Origin of the sequence: Mariniflexile sp. TRM1-10 (assembly GCF_003425985.1) — a bacterium.
Lineage (GTDB): Bacteria > Bacteroidota > Bacteroidia > Flavobacteriales > Flavobacteriaceae > Mariniflexile.
This window is the reverse complement of sequence record NZ_CP022985.1, coordinates 3,944,571-3,964,030: the sequence shown is the minus strand read 5'-3', so window position 1 is coordinate 3,964,030 and position 19,460 is coordinate 3,944,571. Positions and strand designations below refer to the sequence as shown.

At 33.5% G+C, this 19,460-nt stretch carries 18 protein-coding genes; 6 read left to right on the top strand and 12 right to left on the bottom strand.

All coding sequences use genetic code 11. From position 1 onward, the window contains the following. Nucleotides 1–317 precede the first annotated feature (317 nt). Entirely contained in the window at nucleotides 318–959 is a 642-nt protein-coding gene (locus tag CJ739_RS16470) for a peroxiredoxin (RefSeq protein ID WP_117177265.1), read from the bottom strand. Between the two features lie 184 nt (nucleotides 960–1,143). Between CJ739_RS16470 and fumC the strand changes: the two genes are divergently transcribed. Beyond that, the gene (fumC, locus tag CJ739_RS16465) at nucleotides 1,144–2,541 is read left to right on the top strand and encodes a class II fumarate hydratase (protein ID WP_117177263.1); all 1,398 of its coding nucleotides are present in this window, start codon (nucleotides 1,144–1,146) and stop codon (nucleotides 2,539–2,541) included. 157 nt (nucleotides 2,542–2,698) lie between these two features. Here fumC and CJ739_RS16460 read toward each other — a convergent pair whose 3' ends face one another. Further along, nucleotides 2,699–3,283 (bottom strand): Crp/Fnr family transcriptional regulator, encoded by a 585-nt coding sequence (locus CJ739_RS16460; RefSeq protein ID WP_117177262.1) that lies wholly within the window; start codon nucleotides 3,281–3,283, stop codon nucleotides 2,699–2,701. A 222-nt stretch (nucleotides 3,284–3,505) separates the two neighbouring features. Continuing rightward, a complete protein-coding gene (locus tag CJ739_RS16455; RefSeq protein WP_117177259.1) occupies nucleotides 3,506–4,390 on the bottom strand; it encodes a DUF8428 domain-containing protein in 885 nt (294 codons plus the stop codon). Between the two features lie 118 nt (nucleotides 4,391–4,508). Between CJ739_RS16455 and CJ739_RS16450 the strand changes: the two genes are divergently transcribed. Beyond that, on the top strand, nucleotides 4,509–5,528 hold the full coding sequence (locus CJ739_RS16450) for a formimidoylglutamase (protein WP_117177257.1): 1,020 nt from the start codon (nucleotides 4,509–4,511) through the stop codon (nucleotides 5,526–5,528). A gap of 154 nt (nucleotides 5,529–5,682) precedes the next feature. Here the strand turns inward: CJ739_RS16450 and CJ739_RS16445 are convergent, their stop codons facing one another. After that, nucleotides 5,683–6,267: an NUDIX domain-containing protein gene (locus tag CJ739_RS16445; protein WP_335645409.1), complete on the bottom strand. Its 585-nt coding sequence runs from the start codon at nucleotides 6,265–6,267 to the stop codon at nucleotides 5,683–5,685. Nucleotides 6,268–6,534: 267 nt separating this feature from the next. On the opposite strand from CJ739_RS16445, the gene CJ739_RS16440 reads away from it, so the two are divergent. Next, nucleotides 6,535–6,774, top strand: coding sequence for a hypothetical protein (locus tag CJ739_RS16440; protein WP_117177253.1), 240 nt, complete (start codon nucleotides 6,535–6,537; stop codon nucleotides 6,772–6,774). Between the two features lie 68 nt (nucleotides 6,775–6,842). Here CJ739_RS16440 and ettA read toward each other — a convergent pair whose 3' ends face one another. After that, nucleotides 6,843–8,534, bottom strand: a complete 1,692-nt coding sequence (gene ettA, locus CJ739_RS16435; protein WP_117177250.1) for an energy-dependent translational throttle protein EttA — start codon at nucleotides 8,532–8,534, stop codon at nucleotides 6,843–6,845. Beyond that, a complete protein-coding gene (locus tag CJ739_RS16430; RefSeq protein WP_117177248.1) occupies nucleotides 8,534–8,716 on the bottom strand; it encodes a CAL67264 family membrane protein in 183 nt (60 codons plus the stop codon). Before CJ739_RS16430 ends, ettA begins: the two co-directional genes overlap by 1 nt. A 524-nt stretch (nucleotides 8,717–9,240) precedes the next feature. Between CJ739_RS16430 and CJ739_RS16425 the strand changes: the two genes are divergently transcribed. After that, nucleotides 9,241–10,878 carry a glycoside hydrolase family 10-like protein gene (locus tag CJ739_RS16425; RefSeq protein ID WP_117177246.1) on the top strand — a complete coding sequence of 546 codons (1,638 nt, stop codon included), beginning with the start codon at nucleotides 9,241–9,243 and terminating at the stop codon, nucleotides 10,876–10,878. Between the two features lie 270 nt (nucleotides 10,879–11,148). Here the strand turns inward: CJ739_RS16425 and CJ739_RS16420 are convergent, their stop codons facing one another. The 5 genes from CJ739_RS16420 to CJ739_RS16400 all read right to left on the bottom strand — a co-directional run bounded on the left by CJ739_RS16420 (nucleotide 11,149) and on the right by CJ739_RS16400 (nucleotide 14,647). Further along, nucleotides 11,149–12,309 (bottom strand): OmpA family protein, encoded by a 1,161-nt coding sequence (locus CJ739_RS16420; protein ID WP_236951533.1) that lies wholly within the window; start codon nucleotides 12,307–12,309, stop codon nucleotides 11,149–11,151. 194 nt (nucleotides 12,310–12,503) lie between these two features. Then, nucleotides 12,504–13,226, bottom strand: a complete 723-nt coding sequence (locus tag CJ739_RS16415) for a pirin family protein (protein WP_117177244.1) — start codon at nucleotides 13,224–13,226, stop codon at nucleotides 12,504–12,506. Nucleotides 13,227–13,380: 154 nt separating this feature from the next. Continuing rightward, entirely contained in the window at nucleotides 13,381–13,818 is a 438-nt protein-coding gene (locus CJ739_RS16410) for a MarR family winged helix-turn-helix transcriptional regulator (RefSeq protein WP_117177242.1), read from the bottom strand. Nucleotides 13,819–13,830: 12 nt separating this feature from the next. Next, nucleotides 13,831–14,115: a GNAT family N-acetyltransferase gene (locus CJ739_RS16405; protein WP_117177240.1), complete on the bottom strand. Its 285-nt coding sequence runs from the start codon at nucleotides 14,113–14,115 to the stop codon at nucleotides 13,831–13,833. Between the two features lies 1 nt (nucleotide 14,116). Beyond that, a complete protein-coding gene (locus CJ739_RS16400) occupies nucleotides 14,117–14,647 on the bottom strand; it encodes an NADPH-dependent FMN reductase (RefSeq protein WP_117177238.1) in 531 nt (176 codons plus the stop codon). Nucleotides 14,648–14,884: 237 nt separating this feature from the next. On the opposite strand from CJ739_RS16400, the gene CJ739_RS16395 reads away from it, so the two are divergent. After that, nucleotides 14,885–16,513: an acyl-CoA carboxylase subunit beta gene (locus CJ739_RS16395; protein ID WP_117177236.1), complete on the top strand. Its 1,629-nt coding sequence runs from the start codon at nucleotides 14,885–14,887 to the stop codon at nucleotides 16,511–16,513. Between the two features lie 58 nt (nucleotides 16,514–16,571). Then, nucleotides 16,572–16,994: a DoxX family protein gene (locus CJ739_RS16390; RefSeq protein WP_117177234.1), complete on the top strand. Its 423-nt coding sequence runs from the start codon at nucleotides 16,572–16,574 to the stop codon at nucleotides 16,992–16,994. Between the two features lie 36 nt (nucleotides 16,995–17,030). Here CJ739_RS16390 and CJ739_RS16385 read toward each other — a convergent pair whose 3' ends face one another. Then, entirely contained in the window at nucleotides 17,031–19,358 is a 2,328-nt protein-coding gene (locus CJ739_RS16385) for a VWA domain-containing protein (protein ID WP_117177232.1), read from the bottom strand. Between the last annotated feature and the right edge of the window lie 102 nt (nucleotides 19,359–19,460).

The following is a 19,460-nucleotide window of genomic DNA, read 5'->3' as shown; positions in this document are numbered from 1 at the left end:
TAAAAAACGTCCTTGGTAGGTATCATTTTTATTCTAAAAACAGCAATACAAAATGATGTTTAGTTTGTCAGACTGAGCTTGTCGAAGTCCATTACTGGCACTTCTTCTTTATAGCTTCGACAGGCTAATACTTCGACAAGCTCTGTATGACAGGCTATTTTAATACCATTTCCTTTCTTAAATTTATAAAAAACAAATCTAAAGGAGCTTGTCGAAACCGATATTGATTATCAGTAAGTTAAAATATTTAAACAAGCTCAATATAACATAGAACCCAACTTTTTAAAAGATAGCCTCTATCTTTCTTTGAAAAAATTTTAATTCAAATTAGGTTGTGGCGTCATTCTTAAATAAGGCTTTATTTCTTTATGTCCTTTTGGGAACATCGCCGGTATTTCTTCATTTGTAATTGCAGGAGAAATAACAACATCTTCACCGTTTTTCCAGTTAGCTGGTGTTGCTACTTTATGGTACGCTGTTAATTGTAAACTATCTATAACACGTAATAATTCTTCAAAATTCCTACCTGTAGATGCCGGATAGGTAATAATAAGTTTTACTTTTTTATCATCACCTATTACAAATACTGAACGCACCGTAAATTTATCGCTCGCATTTGGATGGATCATATCATACAATTCAGAAATCTTTCTGTCTTCATCTGCAATAATTGGGAAATTTACTGTGGTATTTTGGGTTTCATTGATATCCTTAATCCAACCTTTATGAGATTCTAAACCATCTACACTCAATGCAACTACTTTCACGTTACGCTTATCAAACTCTGATTTATATTTTGCTACGGTACCTAGTTCGGTAGTACAAACTGGTGTATAATCTGCGGGATGTGAAAATAATATTCCCCAACTATCCCCTAACCATTCGTGAAAATTAATGGTTCCTTCAGTAGACTTCGCTGTAAAATTTGGAGCAACGTCTCCTAATCTAATTGTTGCCATATTATATATGTTTATTATAAATTAATAAATGTATTATCTATATGCTAAGTTACTTTTTTTTATTCAATTATTAAAAATGAAGGCGTTATATCTCTGTTAAAAAAACTTATAAAAACTAACAAATATCTTACCAATAAAAACCATAAAACAGTTAACTTTGCAACTTAAATTAAATCATTTTACGATGAGTTTTAGAATAGAAAAAGATACCATGGGCGAGGTAAAAGTACCTGCCGATAAACTTTGGGGAGCACAAACAGAACGCTCTAGAAATAATTTTAAAATAGGGGCTCCGGCGTCTATGCCTCTAGAAATAATTTACGGGTTTGCCTATCTAAAAAAAGCCGCTGCTTATACCAATTGTGAATTGGGCGTTTTGCCGATTGAAAAGCGTGATTTAATTGCTGCGGTTTGTGATGAAATTTTAGCTGGTAAACATGATGATCAATTTCCGCTTGTAATTTGGCAAACAGGTTCTGGAACACAAAGCAATATGAACGCTAATGAAGTCATTGCCAATAGAGCGCAGCAATTAGCAGGTAAAGTTATTGGTGAGGGTGAAAAAGCTATTCAACCTAATGATGATGTTAACAAATCGCAATCTTCAAACGATACCTTCCCTACAGGTATGCATATCGCTATTTATAAAAAAATTATAGAAGTAACCATTCCCGGTGTAAAACAACTTCGTGACACTCTAAAGAAAAAATCTGAAGCATTTAAAAACGTTGTAAAAATTGGTCGTACCCACTTAATGGATGCTACACCACTAACGTTGGGACAAGAGCTTTCTGGTTACGTTGCACAGTTAGACCATGGTTTAAAAGCCTTAGAAAACACCTTACCGCATTTAAGCGAATTAGCATTGGGTGGTACTGCTGTTGGAACTGGTTTAAATACCCCAAAAGGGTACAGTAAACGTGTTGCAGAATATATTGCACAATTTACCGGACTTCCTTTTGTTACTGCACCTAATAAGTTTGAAGCACTTGCTGCACACGATGCGATAGTTGAAACACACGGAGCACTAAAACAATTAGCTGTTTCTTTAAATAAAATTGCAAACGACGTTAGAATGATGGCTTCTGGACCAAGGAGTGGCATTGGCGAAATCATTATTCCTGCAAACGAACCAGGTAGTTCTATTATGCCTGGAAAAGTAAACCCAACACAATGTGAGGCCTTAACAATGGTTTGTGCACAAGTCATTGGTAATGATGTGGCTATTTCTGTAGGCGGGCTACAAGGCCACTATGAATTGAATGTATTTAAACCCGTAATGGCTGCAAATGCCATACAATCTGCTCAATTAATTGGTGATGCTTGTGCTAGTTTTGATGAACATTGTGCCGTTGGTATTGAACCAAACCACGAAGTAATTAAGAAATTATTAAACAATTCATTAATGCTGGTTACTGCATTAAATACAAAAATCGGCTATTATAAAGCTGCCGAAATTGCAAATACAGCCCATACTAACGGTACGACTTTAAAAGAAGAAGCCATTAATTTAGGCTATGTTACTGCTGAAGATTATGATGCTTGGGTAAAACCAGAAGACATGGTTGGTGGTCTAAAATAACATTCCCACCCATTGTAAATAAAAAAAATTGTAAATAAAAAAACAGGTAAATTAATTTACCTGTTTTTTTTGGTTGGTTAGCTATCAATCCTTTTTAGTATAAATAGGAAATCGTTTCAAATATATAATTTAACATTTTCTTAAGTGTTAACAAATGTTAATTACCATAAATTTTCTTTCTAATTCTGCTTAATTGAACTGCTGTAATCCCTAAATAAGAAGCTATATGATACTGTGGTATTAAAGCATCTACGTTGGGTATTTGCTTTTGTAATTCCATATATCGTGCTTTGGCATCTAATGAAATTAATTCTACCAGTCGTTTTTCATACATCATATATGTCACTTCTAAAATCCTATAATACAACGTTCTAAGCGATTCGTTTTTTTTGCACAACTCTGTAAGCTTATAATAATCTACCTCATACATTTCAGAATCTTCAAGGGTTTCAAAAACAAACAATGATGGCGTTTTTTGAATTAAAGCTGTTAACGGCCCAACAAAACTTAATGGCATATAAAAACTTTTATTATATTCTTTACCTGATTCGGTGCTTAAGTAACATCTAACAATTCCAGAAACCAACATAAATACTTTTGAAGGCGTTTCACCCAGCTTTACAATTTGCTTACCTGCTTTTACAGTTTTTAGCTCAGAAATTTTTAAAAGGTCTTCTCTAATGTCTTGTGATATATTGCTAAAGGAATTTAAAAAGTTTGCATGAGAGCCTGTTTGATTCATATAAGAGAGACTATATTAAATGTTTAGTTAGTGTAGGTATAGAATAATACGAAAATATTTATACACTTTAAAATTACATCTTCTCATACTTATGTCCTCAATTTTTCTACAATTTGCATATAAATTTGTTTAGATGTATTAAATTACGCAAACGCTAAACATTATTAAACAAAAAAAGCCTTAGAACTAATCCAAGGCTTTTCATTAAATATTATATGTAGTTTATTTTAAAGTGAACTCTGATGTAGCTACTAAATCTTTTTCGTTAAAAACATTTACAATGTAGCGTCCTTTTTGAAATTCAGAACTACCTTTAGATGCAACAAATTCACAAACATCTAAACTTGAATTTTCATAATTGAATTTACTTATAATACTGTAGTTAAAAGTTTTATCTCCAAACATAACTTGCTCGTTTAGACCTAACGTTTTGCTTTTTGGGTCAATAACTTGAACGTACAATTCTTGATCACCAGACTGAACCAATTTGTTTTTTGGTACAGTAAAACACACTCTAATTTTATCCGTACGACTAGCTCTTTCTGTTGGTATTAATTTTCCTGAAGTTCTTTCAATGACTCCAAAACCTTTCATGTTTACAGCACCTAACACTGCGGCATTTGAAACCACATCAGCTAATGCTGTATTTTGGATTAACAATGAATCTGAGAACATAGTGCGTTCTTCCAAACGAACACGCGTACTGTCTAAAGATGTTGCTAAATAAGAATTTTGTACTTTTAGTTTATCGTTTTCAGCTAACAAAACATCCATTTCTTTTTGCAATGATGCATATTTTTGTTTATAACTCCACAAACTCTTAACGTTAGTTTCAGAAATTTTTAACGAATCGATTAATCCTTGAATACGTCCTCTTGCTTCAATCAAATCGTTATTAGCTACTTCATTCTCGCTAATGGCTTCATCGTATTGTTTTGCCATTGCACTTAAATCGTTCATTACTAATTGTTTTTGCTCGGTTAAGTCTTTTTGAACTTTCGAGCTTTTTTGGTACAAATTCATTGTGTAAAATGCAGTTCCTAAAAATAAAACCAATGCAATACCCAATGCTACCTTAAGCCCCATACTACTTTTGTTGTTTTCCATAATCACTTGTTTTTAATGTTTTTTAAAGTCTAATGTTTTTTAAATATAATACTTTATTTTTTTTAATACTATAAATAAATAATGATGTATTTTTATTTCATAATTTATTTACTTTTTTATGGATAAACTGGTTTTATTTAACAATACAACTTTAAACGAATTATTAAACAAACGCCAAGGTGAATCCAAATTTGGTGAACATATTCAAATATTAACCACCATCTCCAATATATACGACCAACTTATAAATTTGGATGTCACTCATGTAATTATTGGTTTACCCGAAGATGTTGGTGTGTATGCAAATTACGGGAAAATGGGTGCGTCAAAGGCTTGGGGTGCTACATTAAAAGTTTTATTGAACATACAAAGCAATGAGTTTGTCAAGGCAAACAAGGTTTTAATTTTAGGGCATCTTGATTTTACTGAAGAATTAATAAAGGTTTCTGAACTAGATCCAGATAAAAAGAAAAGCATTGCCAAAGCTAGAAAAATTGTGAGCGAGATAGATAAACACGTTACATATATTATTCAGCTGATTGTTTCGGCAGGAAAAAAGCCTATTATTATTGGTGGCGGGCATAACAATGCTTATGGCAATATAAAAGGCTGCAGTTTAGCTTTAAAGAAACCTATAAATGTTATCAACTTTGATGCACATTCCGATTTTAGACCCGAAGAAGGTCGCCATAGCGGAAATGGTTTTAGTTATGCTTACGCGGAAGGGTTTTTAAATAGCTATTTTATTTTCGGATTGCAAAGAAACTATACTTCAGATAAATTGTTTAAATCGTTGAAAAAATTCAAATTAATCAAATATAATGTGTTTGAAGATTTAGCTGTTGGCAAAGAATTGAAGTTTAAGGAAGAGCTTGAACGTGCTTTAAATCATGTAGCCGACAGACCTTTTGGTGTTGAAGTAGATTGTGATGCCATAGAAAATATACCAAGTAGTGCCATGACCCCAAGTGGCTTTAGTGTTAATAAAGCAAGAAGTTTTGTTTCTTATTTTGGTAAGAATGTAAATGCTTGTTATTTGCATATCTGCGAAGCTGCCCCTACTAAAAAAACTGAAACACAAGTTGGTAAGCTCATTGCCTATTTAATTGCTGATTTTATTGAAGCGTATGATTGCTGAAAATGATTCCTTTTGAAAATGAATATATAAAATAATGTCATTCACAAAAAAAAATACGATTTTGCAGAGGTTGCTATCAAAGCTAATTTTCTCTATAAAAAAATAAATGATACAAAAATGGCTTTTAGATAAAATTTAAACAGTTTCTAAGGTGTTAAACTAACTTATGTATTAGTGCATACTGCAATAATACAATGGTTCTGGTATCGTATATCTCACCGTTGTTAAGCATGGCAATCGCTTCTGTAAATGGTAATTCCAGAACCTCAATATCTTCGTGCTCACTTTCCAAACCTCCACCAGCGCTTACCTTCATAGCATCGGTATATTCTCCAACAAAAAAATGCATTTTTTCAGTCATAACACCAGGCGAAGAATAGGCTTCAAATACTTTTTTTACTTCTTTTAACCTATAGCCTACCTCTTCTTCCGTTTCCCTTATTATACAAGCTTCAGGATTATCTTTATCTAACATGCCTGCACAAATTTCAATTAATAAGCCATCTTTATTATCATTTAAAAAAGTGGGCATTCTAAATTGACGCGTTAAAATAACACGACCTTTTTCTTTATTATAGAGCAAGATACCTGCTCCATCACCTCTATCGTAACATTCCCGTACTTGAGTTACCCAGTTTCCGTTACTTAACCTATAATCGAATGTTAATTTGTTTAATGTATAATAGTTGTTGGAAAGTACTTCTGTTCTAATGTTCTTTAATTTATCAGACGACATCATTAATAGTAAAATAAGTTTATCAAAATATGAGAGGCAATTTCGGCAAAAAAACATCAAATTACTACAACATTTAACTATTGTTGATAAAATTTATTACCAATTCATTATTTAACTCTCTGCCTATAATGCTTAAAAACAAATAGAATATCTTCTATTTATTCGTATGACACATTATATATTATATGTTTTTAATGTCATCATTTATAGTTGTTTAGTAAGTAAAATACATTATATTTGACTAGCTATTAAATCTAACTTTTTTCTATAATGACATCAAATTTTTTAACCTCCTTTCAACCTATAACACTTGCAATAAGCCAATCAAATATTGTAACCATTTTAGTTATAGTTGTTGTTTTCTTTTCTGTATTATTGATTTTAGGTATTAGAAAGTCTTATAAACTGAAAAAAGAGAATGAACGCTTAGATAAAATAAGCGAGGAAATGGCAAAACAAGAAACAACCTATAAAGATTTTACTGATGGCCACATGTATGGTGGCAATTAATCATAATTTATAAATAAAAAAAGCCTGCTATAGCAGGCTTTTTTTATTTATAAACAGGTCATTCATTATCAACGAACCAATTTTTTATACTTTATGCGCTTAGGTGTTAAGTCGCCTCCTAAACGTTTCTTTTTGTTTTCTTCATATTCACTGAAACTACCTTCAAAGAAATATACTTGGCTGTCACCCTCAAAAGCTAAAATGTGGGTACAAATTCTATCTAAAAACCATCTATCATGTGATATGACTACCGCACAACCTGCAAAATTCTCCAAACCTTCTTCTAAAGCACGTAAAGTATTTACATCAAGGTCGTTAGTAGGCTCATCCAGAAGCAACACGTTGCCTTCTTCTTTAAGTGTCATGGCTAAATGTAACCTGTTACGCTCACCACCTGAAAGCAATTTTACTTTTTTGTTTTGCTCACCACCAGAAAAGTTAAACCTGCTTAAATAAGCTCTGGAATTTACTTCTTTACCTCCCATTAAAATAAGCTCTTGCTCATCACTAAAATTCTGCCAAATGGTTTTTTCGGGATCTATATTAGAATGTGCTTGGTCTACGTACGCAATCTTTGCTGTTTCACCTACCAAAAACTCACCTTTATCTGGGGTTTCTTCGCCCATAATCATTCTAAAAATGGTGGTTTTACCGGCACCGTTAGGTCCAATAACACCAACAATTCCTGCTTGTGGTAGTTTGAAATTTAAATTTTCGTATAACAATTTATCATCAAACGCCTTGCTTACACCAACCGCTTCAATAACATTGGTTCCTAAGCGTGGTCCATTAGGAATATAGATTTCCAGTTTTTCGTCAAGCTGCTTTTGATCTTGACTCATTAGCTTATCATAATTATTTAAACGCGCCTTTTGCTTGGTTTGACGTCCTTTAGCACCTTGACGTACCCATTCCAATTCGCGCTCTAAGGTTTTTTGACGTTTAGAAGCTGTTTTACTTTCTTGTGCTAAACGTTTCGATTTTTGGTCTAACCACGATGAGTAATTACCTTTCCATGGAATACCTTCCCCTCTATCCAACTCTAAAATCCAACCTGCGACATTGTCTAAAAAGTATCTATCATGCGTTACGGCAATAACAGTTCCTTTGTATTGTGCCAAATGATGTTCCAACCAATGCACCGATTCTGCATCTAAGTGGTTGGTAGGCTCATCTAGCAATAACACATCTGGTTCTTGTAAAAGCAATCTACATAAAGCGACACGACGGCGCTCTCCTCCAGACAATACACTTATTTTTTTATCACCATCAGGCGTTCTAAGTGCATCCATAGCAATCTCTAACTTAGTATCCAGTTCCCAAGCATTTGATGCGTCAATTTTATCTTGAAGCTCAGCTTGTCTGGCCATGAGTTTGTCCATTTTATCTGGGTTAGAATAAACCTCTTCTAAACCAAACATATCGTTTATCTTGTTGTACTCATCAAGAATAGCTACAGTTTCAGCTGCACCTTCTTTTACAATTTCCAAAACGGTTTTACTCTCATCTAGTTTTGGTTCTTGCTCTAAATATCCAACCGAGTAATCTTGCAAAAATGTAACATCACCCTGATAATTCTTTTCAACACCAGCAATTATTTTAAGCAAGGTAGATTTACCAGAACCATTTAAACCTAAAATTCCAATTTTAGCCCCATAAAAAAAGCTTAAATAAATATTTTTTAACACAGGCGTATTCGCCCCTGGGAATGTCTTGGTTAAACCAGACATTGAAAAGATAACTTTCTTATCGTCACTCATTATACTCTACCTTTTAAAGCGTTAAACACCCAAGCAATGGCAAAAAAACCGATCCCTACTGCTGCAAAACCCCAACCAGCTACATCATCGTATCTAAAAGCGCCCATTAAAATTAATGCGACACCAACTATAATCATAATTGTTGTGGCCCAAGCCAATACTGTATTTTTATTCATTGCCATAATTAGTTATTTAGTTTTAGGGCGCACCCTTGAAAAAACAAGGTCGGGCTTTCCGCTATATCTTTTTTATATGTACTTAAAGAATCTCTCGATAATAATACCACATAAAAAAGGATGCCGCTGCAATCCCTTGCGCAAATTTACAGCACAAATATCGCATTTTTAAATAAAAAAGACCGCCTTTTGAAAGCTTAATTTTAACTTGATAGGAAATCCATTTTAGCATTTAGAAATTACTAAATACAATAAGTACTTTTGTTTAATCTAAAAAAAAAGTATAATTTATTTATGCTTTTATACACTAATTCTAATTCATGTCTATAAATTATTTAAATTTACTCGTTATTTTACAATAAATCTATAGAAGACAAGTTGAAGGAATATAATCATTTAAAACTTGAACTTGGAAATTATTGGATTCCAAAAATAATAATATGAAACACCCAATGAGAAGCGCATTCACATGCGAAGATGATTATAAAAGGTGTTCCATCTGACAATTAAAAAACAACATATATAAACAAATGAAAATATTTGCCCCTTATTTTCTGTTTTTTTGTATTGCTATACAAGCGCAAACCGGTAAAGGAATTACAACTCCAAAAGCGGATTTAAGAGGTGTTTTTGTGCCTTCCATATCCAGTCTTTCTTGGCCAACAAACCGCAACGCAACACCCACTGAACAACAAACAGAACTAATTACAATTTTAGACAATCTTAAAGCAAACGGTTACAATACAGTTTTCTTGCAAGTACGTCCAGAAAGTGATGCTTTGTATGCCTCATCAATCGACCCTTGGTCTTATTGGCTTACGGGAACACAAGGAAAGGCACCCTCCCCATTATGGGATCCTTTGGAATTTGCAGTTACAGAAGCACATGCGCGAGGTCTGGATTTACACGCTTGGTTAAATCCGTACAGAGTTAAACAAACACCAGCAATGGTATTAGCCCCAAATAATGTGGCAAATTTACATCCAACATGGACTTTTCAAGCTAAATTAAATAACACTGATAAGGCATTGTCTTTAAAAATGCTTAATCCAGGACTTCCTGCCGTAAGAGATTACATAGTTAGTGTAGTTCAAGATATTGCTAATAGGTATGATGTTGATGGTATCCATTTTGATGACTATTTCTATCCATATTCTGGTATGGAAGCTATCCCACAAGATGCTCAAACATATAGAGATAATAATCCGACCTGTATTCCCACTATAGAAGATTGGCGCAGAAATAATGTAAACCTAATGATTGGAATGGTTTATGACGCCATACAAACCATCAATATTAACAATAATAAAAATATCGTATTTGGTGTGAGTCCTTTTGGAATTTGGAAATCGGGTACACCATCAGGCATTAGCGGCACTTCTTCATTCAGCGATTTATTTTGCGACCCTATTTCTTGGTTAAATGCGGGTAAAGTAGATTATTTAGCGCCTCAATTATATTGGAATATAAATGGAAAACAAGATTATACAGCGCTTTCTAAGTGGTGGAATAATCAAGCAAAACTTTATTGTAAACAACTGTATGTAAGCCAGGGCTTTTATAAATTGGACGGCAAAAAAGCTTGGGAAACCACAGAAATTCAAAACCAAATCAATCAAAATAAAACGGAAATAATGGATGCTAGTTTTGGTCAAATAGCATACAGTTACAATGCTATAAAATATAATTTGAAAGGATTAAATGGGCTTTTAAACAGTACTCACTTTAAGTATAAATCTTTTGCACCGCCCATTTTAGGTACAGGTAAAGATAGCATCTGCCCTATAAAGCCTGCAAATATTAGATTTGAACCTTTAAAGATTTTATGGGACACGCCAGTAGCTGCTCCAGATGGTGATTTACCTGTGAAGTATGTTGTTTATGTCTTTGATAATGCTAATGAAGCCATTTTGAACAGGAATGATGGTTCTAAAATACTTGACATTATAGCAGGAAATGAATTGGCATTAACCCAAACTCAAATAGATACTAAAGTTTTTGTGGTTACATCTTTAGATAAAAATAACAATGAAACAGGTGATTTTACAGAACCTTTTAAATTTGGAATTACAAACACAAAAGTGAATGAGTTAGTAATAAACCCCATAGCTGACGATCTTCAAATAAGTATTGAAAATCCCAATTTACAAATAAAAAAATCCATTTAGAGATTGTCTAAGTTTTATTCTTAGGTTCTTTTATGTGCCTTTTTCCGCCATACTTCAGCTATTTTTCGGTCCATAGCTATGGCTATGAATCTCAAAACACCTTCGCCTGACGAAAAAACACACTCTACGATAGTCCAAAAGCCAAATTTGGGGAGTCTCTTATTTATGCCTTTTTTTTACTTACACCATTTTGATATATCTCTAAAAAAACGGGGAAATCCATAAAAAGATATCCCCGTTTTTTGTCCTCTGAAGAGTAAATTCTTTAGATTAAAAACTGATAATTTTGATTTCGGATCTCCTGTTTTGTTGATGCTTGAGTTCAGTACATTTAACATGATCATCACATTCATTAGTAAGCTTTTCTTCTCCAAATGCTTTACCAACAACTCTATCATTTTCAACAGCATTATCAAATAAATAATCGAGTGTGCTTTTTAATCTGCTCTCAGAAAGTTTATGGTTATAAATATCAGAGCCCCTGGCATCGGTATGTGAGGTGATTTCTATTGACAATTTTGGGTGCTCATTTAATATTTGCAACAATTTATTTAATGTATTTTTAGATACTACTGTTAAACTTGATGAGTTGAAAGGGAAATGTATTTTTTCTAAAGCATCTATTTTACTTTGTATTTTATTTCTAGTCTCAGCCTTTTCCTTTTCAAGTTCAGCAAGCCTTGTTGCTTCTTTCTCCTTTTCTAATCTTTCACTTAATAATCTAGCTTCTTCGGCTTGTTTATTGGCTAACATGATAGAATCGCTAACTCGATTTTTTTCATTTTCTTCATTAATTAATTCTAACTTAGCTTTTCCTTCTTCTGTTAAATCTTTTTTAATATTAAATCTGTATACAACACCAACAGCGTGTTGTAAATGGTCTGTATAATTACGATTCATAGTCCATTTACCTGATGTGTTTATATCCAATCCCCATCTATCTGAAAACCATGTTCTAAATCCTAATACAGCATTATAGGTTCCTCTAGAAATGTCATTAGAATGTGTATAACCAGCTCCTACACCAATATATGGATCAAACCAACCCGTTTCTCCAATAATTTTATTCAAATCATAACTTAATCTGGAATCAATAGAATAATAATCTTTATCATCGGTAACTGGCAAACCATCAGCAATCTTACCTTTTTTATATTTGTTGTAAGAAGCAATTGCCTCAAGTCCTAACCCGCTTTTAAAATATTTTCCGATACTTAATCTAGACGGGAATGGTACCGCATTCCACCCTTCTTTAAAATCAAATAATTTATGGGATCTATCATCGGAATCATCAACAATATTAAAGCCTATTCCAAAAATCCATGAACTAACAATGGTTGAATCTTTTTTTGTAAGTTCGGGAGTTTGAGAATGAATTATAAAAGTATTGGCAATAAGAAAAACCAAAAAAATTTCTTTTTTAAGCATCATTGTAATCTGGGGTTTAAAAATTCGCACAAAAATAAACCACTCAAAGAAAACAACTAACACATATGCTATGAACTGTACAAATAGTCGTTGAGACGAATAAACTTGGAGGATACGTATTATAAAACACATTCTAAAAGTAAAAAAGCATCCTCAAAAAGGACGCTTTTTACTTTAAATTCAGTTTAAAATTCTATTTAAAATTCCATGGGCACTTCAATAAACAACAAACTAGAATCTTTTTCTGCTTTAATTGCAAAAGATTTCGTTTCAGAAACACCCGCAGCATCACGTGTTTCTAAAACAGTGTTATCAATCAACACACTACCACTAATAGTCATGATATAAACGCCATGATTTTCGCTTTTAAGTTTGTATTCAAACGCGGTACTTTTATCTAAATCAATTCTAGAAATCACAGCATCTTGATGGATTTTTAAACTCCCTTCATGGTTTTCATCTATAGAACTTACTAATGTTTGAAGTTTATTTTTTCTTTCTTTAGCATCAAATGATTTTTGGTCGTATCGTGGTGCTACATTTTGCTTATTGGGAAATATCCAAATTTGGAACAAACTCAAATGCTCATCTACAGACCCATTGATCTCTGAATGCTGTACACCGGTTCCCGCACTCATAACCTGCACCTCTCCTGGCAACACGGATAACCATTCGTCACCCATATTGTCTTTATGTTTTAAAACACCTTTTAACGGAATGGTAATGATTTCCATATTATCGTGCGGGTGTGTTCCAAAACCCATTTTTGGAGCGATAATGTCATCATTCAACACGCGCAATGCACCAAAATGCACTTTTTCCGGGTTCTGGTAATTTGCAAAACTAAACGAATGATTTGCCTGTAACCAACCATGGCTTGCAAATCCTCTACTATCGGCTTTATGAATTATTGTTTTCATATATATGTTTTTTGTCATTCCCCCGAAGGAGGGAATCTTTTTTTATTGCTTGTTTTTTTAGTGCATGACAAAAATTGAATGTCACATTGAATATATTTGGATTTTTGCCATGTACTAAAGTTTATTTCATAAGATTCCTGCCTACGCAGGAATTTTATCTCATTTTATCTAGCAGATTACTTAATTGTTCTGCTTCTTCTTCACTTAAATTTTTTAATAATTCATTGTTTAAATTAACTGGAATGGCATCTAAAAGGGCATGTCCTTCTTTAGTAATTGTTATTTTAACTACGCGCCTATCATAGTCACAAGCTAAACGTTCAATATAGTTTTTAGAACATAGTTTATCCATCAATCGTGTAGCGTTTGGTGAACGTTCAATCATTCTATCTTTAACAAGCTGAACATTTATAGGCTCTCCGGCGCCTTTTAATATTCTAAGAATATTGTATTGTTGCGGCGATATTCCGTAAGGTTTAAAAAACTCATTTTGGTAACTTGAAATCCAATTGGCTGTATATAAAATGTTTAACAGCGCTTTAATTCTGTTATTGGCGAATGTTGAATTGATATCTTTACTAATGTCTCCCATTTTATAACTTATTTAGGCTAAAACATCTGCATACTCATGATGCTTTTTCTTAAAAACCGCGTTGGCAAATGGACATAGGGGAATTACTTTTAAGTTATTAGCTCGCAAATAATCTACCGATGCTTCAACCAATTTATACCCCACACCTTGACCTTTTAGTGTTTCGCTCACTTCGGTATGGTCTATTATAATTTTATTAGGTTCAGCATGCGAATAGGTCATTTCTGCTACTTTTTTATCGTCAATTTCTATATAAAAAGCACCTTCTTTTCCGTTGTCTATTTGCTTTATTTCCATCTTATAGATTGTTTTGAAATTTTGTTATTGCCTTTAACAAGCTTGAATGAAGCTCAGAATTTACAATTTTATTCTCTATAAAATTCTCTCCAAAGCTTGGTAATGAAAACTCTGAAACTATATTGCCTCCCATATATGGAAATCTACTTTTTGCAATTTCCAACACACTTGCACCTCCCCTAGCTCCAGGTGATGTTGCCATTAACAACATGGGTTTATTGCTCCAAAGCTTACCATCAATTCTAGATATCCAATCAAAAACATTTTTAAAGGCCGTAGAGTAGGCTCCGTTATGTTCTGCCAATGATAATATAATACCATCTGAAGCTTTTATTAAATCTAAAAATTTATGTACGTTTTCTGGAATACCTTTCTCTTTTTCCAAATCAATACCATATAAAGGCATTTCAAAATCATTTAAGTCTAAAATATTTATAGAAACATTATCTACCAAACTCGAAGCATAAATTGCTAATTTCTTATTTATTGATTCTTTACTATTTGTACCTGCAAAGGCTATAATTTTTTTCATTTATTTATATTTATTGATTTAATTTGATCAGATGGAACACCCTGAATAATTATCCTCGTGTGTGTGAATGTTATTCTCATGGATGCTTCACGTAATTATCATTTTGATGATACAAATGTAAGATAAAATTGTTTATTTTCCAAGGAAACTATTTCCATGTAATATAATTTAATAAAACATTAACATTCGTTATTCTGTAATTGAAACTTTTGTATTTTAGCTTCAAAGAAAATGTCAATGGATTTAAACTTCAACAAAAACGAAGATTACAATAAACTTTTAGTATCAGAACTTAATAATCGGCTTGCTAAAGTACATTTAGGAGGCGGAAAAAGTAGCATTGAAAAGCATCGTGCCAAAGGAAAAATGACGGCACACGAGCGTGTTAATTATTTATTGGACAAAAATTCAAAATCTATTGAAATCGCTGCTTTTGCAGGAGAAGGCATGTATGAATCTCATGGCGGTTGTCCCTCAGCTGGTGTGGTTGTGAAAATTGGTTATGTTAATGGAAAACAATGTATTGTAGTTGCCAACGATGCCACCGTCAAAGCTGGAGCTTGGTTTCCTATTACAGCAAAAAAGAATTTAAGAGCCCAAGAAATTGCTATTGAAAACAAGTTGCCTATCATTTATTTAGTAGATAGTGCCGGGGTGTATTTGCCTTTGCAAGACGAAATTTTTCCTGATAAAGAACATTTTGGACGTATTTTTAGAAACAATGCCATAATGAGCAGTATGGGTATTACCCAAATAGCTGCGGTTATGGGCAGTTGTGTTGCTGGTGGCGCTTATTTACCTATTATGAGTGACGAAGCCTTAATTGTTGACAAAACGGGAAGCATCTTTTTAGCTGGCAGTTATTTAGTAAAAGCGGCTATTGGAGAAACGGTCGATAATGAAACGCTTGGTGGCGCTACTACACATTGTGAAATTTCTGGGGTAACCGACTATAAGGCCAAAGATGATAAAGATGCTTTAGATACTATAAAGAATATCATTGGGAAAATTGGTGATTATGATAAAGCGGGTTATAACCGAATAGGCGCTGAGAAACCAAAAGAAAACCCTGAAGATATTTATGGCATTATACCAAAATCGAGAGCAGATCAATATGATATGTATGAGATTATCAAACGGTTGGTTGATAATTCCGAATTTGACGAATATAAAGCTGGATATGGAAAAACCATCATTACCTGTTACGCCAGAATAGATGGTTGGGCAGTTGGTATTGTGGCCAACCAACGAAAATTGGTAAAAACCAAACAAGGCGAAATGCAATTTGGTGGTGTTATTTATAACGACAGTGCTGATAAAGCGACCCGTTTTATTGCTAACTGCAATCAGAAAAAAATTCCTTTAGTATTTTTACAAGATGTTACTGGTTTTATGGTTGGCAGCAAAAGCGAGCATGGAGGCATTATAAAAGATGGTGCAAAAATGGTGAATGCCGTTAGTAATTCGGTTGTGCCTAAATTTACAGTAATTATAGGAAATAGTTATGGTGCCGGTAATTATGCTATGTGCGGAAAGGCATACGACCCAAGATTGATTGTATCATGGCCAAGTGCAGAGCTTGCTGTAATGAGCGGTAACTCTGCCGCCAAAGTACTGCTTCAAATAGAAAAAGCTTCTTTAGAAAAACAAGGAGAAAAAATCACAAAAGAGAAAGAAAACGAGCTTTATAATAAAATAAAAGACCGATACGATACGCAAGTTTCTCCGTATTACGCTGCATCACGCATTTGGACAGATGCTATTATTGACCCCTTGGATACCCGAAAATGGATTAGTATGGGTATCGAAGCTGCTAACCACGCTCCTATTGAAAAACCATTCAATTTGGGCGTTTTACAGGTTTAAATTTTAACTTCTCATTATAATTTTGTATCTTTTGTATTGAAAATCAACAATTTTAATCATGGATACAATAAAAACACTCAATAAGTGGGCGAATGGGCATACCTATTTCCCGCTTGATTTGCTCCGTGTTGCTTTGGGCATATTCCTTTTTATAAAAGGTATTAGCTTTATGGCCGACAGTATGATGCTTTTACAACTTTTTAAACCAATGGAAAATATGGTTGGAGGCATGATCGTTGTACACTATGTTGCTCCTGCACATTTTATAGGAGGCGTTTTAATAGCCTTTGGTTTACTAACACGATGGGCAATAATTGCGCAATTACCAATTTTAATTGGAGCGATACTAATAAATTTTGTTGGAGAAATGCATACTAACAACTTAATTTTAGCAATAGCAGTATTACTAATATGTGGCTTTTTCTTATTGTATGGCTCTGGAAAACATTCTTTAGATTATTATTTTAAAATGCAGCAATAAAGCAAGAGCGACTTTAAAAGTCGCTCTTATTTTTATCTATAAATTTTGATAGGAAGAAACCAATCGCATAAATTCTGATTTATAGCCATCTTTATCATTGTCCCTACCCGATTTAGCTAGTGCAATAACATCTTCTATTTTTGAATTGTTATGGTATTTGGAATGTCTCAATTGCATCCCAAACAACGCCACTGCCGATGCAAACTCTAAGTCTTTAGAAGCTTCTGAAACCACATCCTTTTGAACATGCACCATTTCAATACTTTTATCAGCATCTGGTTTTTTGTAACGAAATTTCACGGTAAACAGTTCATCTGAATACGCTTTAGTCACTTCCGTTTTTGCATATTTTAAATCGGAAACATCTTTTAAATAATGACTATCTACGCCAACAGGAATCACTTCGTATAATGCAGTAACAGTATGCCCGCTGCCTAATTCGCCCGCATCTTTTGTATCATCAATAAAATCTTCATCTTCTAGCATTCTGTTTTCATAACCAATCAATCTATATGCTTGTACTTTATTAGGGTTGAATTCAATTTGAATTTTTACGTCTTTTGCAATGGTAAATAAAGTACCTCCAAATTCCTTTCCAAAAACCTTTTGAGCTTCTTGCATATTGTCAATATAAGCATGATTCCCGTTTCCTTTATCTGCCAAAATTTCCAATTTTGAATCTTTATAGTTTCCATAACCAAAACCTAAAACCGACAAAAATACACCCGATTTACGCTTTTCTTCTATTAAGGTTTCCATCGCTTTATCGCTAGAAGTCCCAACATTAAAATCACCATCGGTTGCCAAAATCACTCTGTTATTTCTTTTCTTTTTAAAATTTTCTTCAGCTAATTTATACGCCAGTAAAATACCGGCGCCACCAGCGGTTGAACCGCCGGAGTTCAAATTATCTAAAGCACTTATTATTTTCTCTTTATGCTTTCCAGAAGTTGGTTCTAACACAACGCCCGCCGCACCTGCATATACCACAATAGATACTCTATCCTGGTCTCTTAACTGATTTACCAATAACTTAAAAGCCGATTTTAACAACGGCAACTTGTTTTGCGAACTCATAGATCCAGACACATCTATTAAAAAAGTTAGATTTGAAGCTGGTAATTCTTCGTTATCATAGGTTTTTCCTTGTAAGCCAATTTTAACAATCTTAGTGGTATTATTCCAAGGTGTTTTAGCGACTTCAGTATTGATTGAAAACGGGTGCTCATCTGTTGGTTGTGGGTAGTTATAATCAAAATAGTTAATCATTTCTTCAATTTTAACCGCATCTGGCTCAATAGCTATTCCATTGTTAATCATTCGCCTAATGTTACTGTATGACGCTTTATCTACATCAATTGAAAATGTTGAAAGCGGAGCAAGCGAGGTTCTTTCAAACGCATTCTCCTCAATTACAGCATAACTTTCTTGATTGTTTAATCTAAAATTTCCTTGATGTGTTGTAATGACCACACATCCATCTTTTGCTATTTTACCAAACTTATCTTTGGCCTCGGTTTTTCCGTAGCTTGTTTTGTATTCAATATCAGATTCAGGAAGATTTTTAATAATGTAATTGTGCTCTTTTTTAATAGGAACACCATCAACAATGTATAGTGGTTCTTTTGATGTGTCGTCATTATTCTTTGTTGAAATTATAATAACACCATTATTAGCTCTATTTCCGTAAATAGCCGTTGCATTGGAATCTTTAAGGACCGTTATGTCATTTATTTGCTTCGGATTTATAGATTCTACCACATTATAAGGCTTTATTTTTCCATCAACAACCACTAATGGTTCGCTGTTTTTAGAGATGGTTGAAGTACCTCGTATAACAATATGCGTGTTTGAACCGGAATTCCCTGTACCATTTGTAATAGCAACACCTGCAATTTTACCTTGCAATGGATTAGAAACCGAATGATGCTGCATTTGGTTTGCCAATTTTTTGTGATAGGCTTCTTGCTTGTTTTTTTTAATTTGAGAAGCAGAAACATGTGTTACAGCTCCAGTTACATGGCGCCTTCTTTGTGTGCCATAGCCAACAACTACCACTTCTTCTAAACGTGAAACATCTGCTTCTAGTGCTACCGAAATGGTATTTAGTTTACCAACTAGCTTTTCTTCTGTTTTATAACCAACAAATGAGAACACTAAAACATCTGTATTGTTCGCTTTAATTTGGTATAAACCATCAAAGTTTGTTGTTACACCTGTAGATGTTCCTTTAATTACGATAGTTACCCCAGGAATGGGCGAATTATCATCTGCTGCGGTTACTTTACCCGTAATTAGTCGTTCTTGTGCCTGTATTTGTATTGAAATTGTCAACACAAAAATGATTTTTAATAATGTTTTCATTGTAGTCGATTTTAAAGTTTAGCATAAAACTAAACCCAATCACTTTACAATAAAACCACCAATGAGGGAAGTGTACTTTTGAGTGAGTTAACTATGAGACTG

Excerpts from the sequence above, each read along its gene's own strand:
- CJ739_RS16470 (WP_117177265.1), bottom strand. The coding sequence starts at position 959 with ATGGCAACAATTAGATTAGGAGACGTTGCTCCAAATTTTACAGCGAAG.
- fumC (WP_117177263.1), top strand. The coding sequence starts at position 1,144 with ATGAGTTTTAGAATAGAAAAAGATACCATGGGCGAGGTAAAAGTACCT.
- CJ739_RS16460 (WP_117177262.1), bottom strand. The coding sequence starts at position 3,283 with ATGAATCAAACAGGCTCTCATGCAAACTTTTTAAATTCCTTTAGCAAT.
- CJ739_RS16455 (WP_117177259.1), bottom strand. The coding sequence starts at position 4,390 with ATGGAAAACAACAAAAGTAGTATGGGGCTTAAGGTAGCATTGGGTATT.
- CJ739_RS16450 (WP_117177257.1), top strand. The coding sequence starts at position 4,509 with ATGGATAAACTGGTTTTATTTAACAATACAACTTTAAACGAATTATTA.
- CJ739_RS16445 (WP_335645409.1), bottom strand. The coding sequence starts at position 6,267 with ATGATGTCGTCTGATAAATTAAAGAACATTAGAACAGAAGTACTTTCC.
- CJ739_RS16440 (WP_117177253.1), top strand. The coding sequence starts at position 6,535 with ATGACATCAAATTTTTTAACCTCCTTTCAACCTATAACACTTGCAATA.
- ettA (WP_117177250.1), bottom strand. The coding sequence starts at position 8,534 with ATGAGTGACGATAAGAAAGTTATCTTTTCAATGTCTGGTTTAACCAAG.
- CJ739_RS16430 (WP_117177248.1), bottom strand. The coding sequence starts at position 8,716 with ATGGCAATGAATAAAAATACAGTATTGGCTTGGGCCACAACAATTATG.
- CJ739_RS16425 (WP_117177246.1), top strand. The coding sequence starts at position 9,241 with ATGAAAATATTTGCCCCTTATTTTCTGTTTTTTTGTATTGCTATACAA.
- CJ739_RS16420 (WP_236951533.1), bottom strand. The coding sequence starts at position 12,309 with ATGATGCTTAAAAAAGAAATTTTTTTGGTTTTTCTTATTGCCAATACT.
- CJ739_RS16415 (WP_117177244.1), bottom strand. The coding sequence starts at position 13,226 with ATGAAAACAATAATTCATAAAGCCGATAGTAGAGGATTTGCAAGCCAT.
- CJ739_RS16410 (WP_117177242.1), bottom strand. The coding sequence starts at position 13,818 with ATGGGAGACATTAGTAAAGATATCAATTCAACATTCGCCAATAACAGA.
- CJ739_RS16405 (WP_117177240.1), bottom strand. The coding sequence starts at position 14,115 with ATGGAAATAAAGCAAATAGACAACGGAAAAGAAGGTGCTTTTTATATA.
- CJ739_RS16400 (WP_117177238.1), bottom strand. The coding sequence starts at position 14,647 with ATGAAAAAAATTATAGCCTTTGCAGGTACAAATAGTAAAGAATCAATA.
- CJ739_RS16395 (WP_117177236.1), top strand. The coding sequence starts at position 14,885 with ATGGATTTAAACTTCAACAAAAACGAAGATTACAATAAACTTTTAGTA.
- CJ739_RS16390 (WP_117177234.1), top strand. The coding sequence starts at position 16,572 with ATGGATACAATAAAAACACTCAATAAGTGGGCGAATGGGCATACCTAT.
- CJ739_RS16385 (WP_117177232.1), bottom strand. The coding sequence starts at position 19,358 with ATGAAAACATTATTAAAAATCATTTTTGTGTTGACAATTTCAATACAA.